This is a genomic window from Candidatus Bathyarchaeota archaeon (assembly GCA_026014725.1).
GTDB lineage: Archaea > Thermoproteota > Bathyarchaeia > Bathyarchaeales > Bathycorpusculaceae > Bathycorpusculum.
Genome location: JAOZHV010000025.1, coordinates 1 through 2,004, shown reverse-complemented (window position 1 = coordinate 2,004; position 2,004 = coordinate 1). Strand labels below are relative to the sequence as shown.

Sequence of the window (2,004 nt, the reverse complement as noted above, 5' to 3'; positions counted from 1 at the left end):
AACATTTAACTGTTATAAGTCTGTGGTCAGGGACGACACTGCAGGCACAGTAACGAACCTTTGGTACAACTCAGGTGTCCCGATATCAGGGTTGGTAAAATATGAAACATACGATTCCAACAACCAATTGGTAACAGAAAGAGAACTTACTGGCTACAGCCAATAGGAGATTTGAACAATGGAAAACAAGATATTGAGCCTAAAACTCGAAGAAATGTTAGACCTGAAAACTCAACCCGTAGCAATAAAAATCGTAAAAACCGGAGAGCCCTTACCAGACATAAAAACGCCCGCTCAAAATAGCCGCTACTGCCAACTACTTATGCTAGCTAGAAGAGGGCATACCCTTATGTTAAATGCAGAAAAAATTGCCTGCCCAGCAGCAAAAGCAGCACTAGGCCTTGGTCCGCTGGCAGAAAAAATCTCAACAGGAGAAATGCTCTGTACGCTTGGATTATTCGCAAGCAAAGAAGCGGCGGCCAAGACAATGCGCATGATACCGAGAATAAAGGAAGGTTCAGCAAAAGCGGTAGTTGCGGGGCCTCTAAGAGACTTCCCGATGGAGCCTGACATTGTCGTTATCGAGAGCGTCCCGGAGCACATAATGTGGCTTGGCTTAGCCAGAAACTTCAAAGAAGGCGGAAGACTAAGCTTTAACTCATCCATTTTCCAAGCCGAATGTGTTGATGTAACAACGGTGCCTTACTTAACTGGCGAAATAAATATGACGCCTGGCTGTTATGGATGTAGACAAGCTACAGATACCCCACCCGAACACATGTTCATTGGCATTCCAGCAAAACTTTTGCCTGAAATCGTGGAATCCTTGGAAGCCTTATCGCAGAAAGCAATGAAGGCTGTTAGAGAAAAAACCGTCTACTCATTGTATAGTAAAGGGTTGCCACATAATAAAGAAAGCATCAATCATATCTAAGTGACTGATAGTTCTTATTCAGTCTCTTTTCTTAGGTTGCTGATAACCCTGCCAGTTTCTAGTTTTGAAGGATGGTTGATAGCACCAGATGGACATATAGAATCGCAACCATTACAGTAAACAATGCAGTTATCAGCGTTCTTTACAAAGGGTACTTTTTTTCCTTGTTTCTCCTCAAATCCATAGACGTCATGCTTGCAGTACTTTACGCATTTTCCGCATGAGATGCATTTTCCATAGTTGATGGTCGGATACCAAGGTATATTGCATCGTGGAACCCCATGAAATATATTTTCAGACATTCAAACTTCCCTCTATCTATGCTGTCCAGAACGAGTAAATTTCCAAAGTTGGAAACTGTTTTTTCAGAAAAGCCTTAACTTCATCCTCATCCAAGTTAGAGAAACCATTCTTGTCCTTATGAAATAGAATCCCTGTTTCCCGAAGAGCGTCGCCTTTCGGGAAGTCGTAGAACATGTAATAGCGCTTGTCTTGTAGCATTATTAGCTTTAGGGTAGTGAGTTCTTTGTTTGGGGAGAAGCCATTTTGCTCAAGAATAAAAACGATTGAGATAGGCTTCTTTTCACCAACTAAGCGTTTGAACTCTTCCCAGCTTCTGATTCTCACATGACCTTCAGACATGGCCTATCACGATATTTCAGTTAGAGTGAAGTCAATGCATATATTCTCAATAGAGAACTATCCTGTCCCCTTGATTATAACAATATTTAAATGTTATTATGAGGAAATAACTTTCCACAGCGACCCATGTGTGTGAGCAGTTATGCCAAAAAACGGAAAGAAAAGCGTGAAAGAGCAACAACGTGAAAGGCAGATAAAACAACAAAGAACACAAGAAACATACGAAAGGCAAAGCAAACAGAAAACAAAAAAGCACTCCAAGCTGCGCAGTGTGAAATATGTCTTTTCAGCAATTTGTTTGATTACTCTTTTGCTTACTGCTTATGGAATTTGGCAATACTACGAAGGACAAAAACCGCCAACAATTGGTAGCGGTTCTACAGTATCTGGCTCCTCATCTACTACTTCAGCCCCGAATTTTTCACTAA

The 2,004-nt window shown here is 41.3% G+C and carries 4 protein-coding genes; 2 read left to right on the top strand and 2 right to left on the bottom strand.

The window, feature by feature from the left end; translation table 11 throughout:
• The first annotated feature begins 178 nt into the window (after nt 1–178).
• Entirely contained in the window at nt 179–934 is a 756-nt protein-coding gene (locus tag NWE95_04030; GenBank protein ID MCW4003065.1) for a DUF169 domain-containing protein, read from the top strand.
• A gap of 14 nt (nt 935–948) precedes the next feature.
• Here NWE95_04030 and NWE95_04025 read toward each other — a convergent pair whose 3' ends face one another.
• Together NWE95_04025 and NWE95_04020 are read right to left on the bottom strand one after the other, a co-directional pair.
• Nucleotides 949–1,236 carry a ferredoxin family protein gene (locus NWE95_04025; protein MCW4003064.1) on the bottom strand — a complete coding sequence of 96 codons (288 nt, stop codon included), beginning with the start codon at nt 1,234–1,236 and terminating at the stop codon, nt 949–951.
• A gap of 16 nt (nt 1,237–1,252) precedes the next feature.
• Nucleotides 1,253–1,576: a hypothetical protein gene (locus NWE95_04020; protein ID MCW4003063.1), complete on the bottom strand. Its 324-nt coding sequence runs from the start codon at nt 1,574–1,576 to the stop codon at nt 1,253–1,255.
• 166 nt (nt 1,577–1,742) lie between these two features.
• Between NWE95_04020 and NWE95_04015 the strand changes: the two genes are divergently transcribed.
• The coding region (locus tag NWE95_04015; GenBank protein ID MCW4003062.1) for a hypothetical protein at nt 1,743–2,004 on the top strand (262 nt) is incomplete at its 3' end.

Coding starts and splice junctions, on each gene's coding strand:
- NWE95_04025 (MCW4003064.1), bottom strand. CDS start 1,236: ATGTCTGAAAATATATTTCATGGGGTTCCACGATGCAATATACCTTGG.
- NWE95_04020 (MCW4003063.1), bottom strand. CDS start 1,576: ATGTCTGAAGGTCATGTGAGAATCAGAAGCTGGGAAGAGTTCAAACGC.
- NWE95_04030 (MCW4003065.1), top strand. CDS start 179: ATGGAAAACAAGATATTGAGCCTAAAACTCGAAGAAATGTTAGACCTG.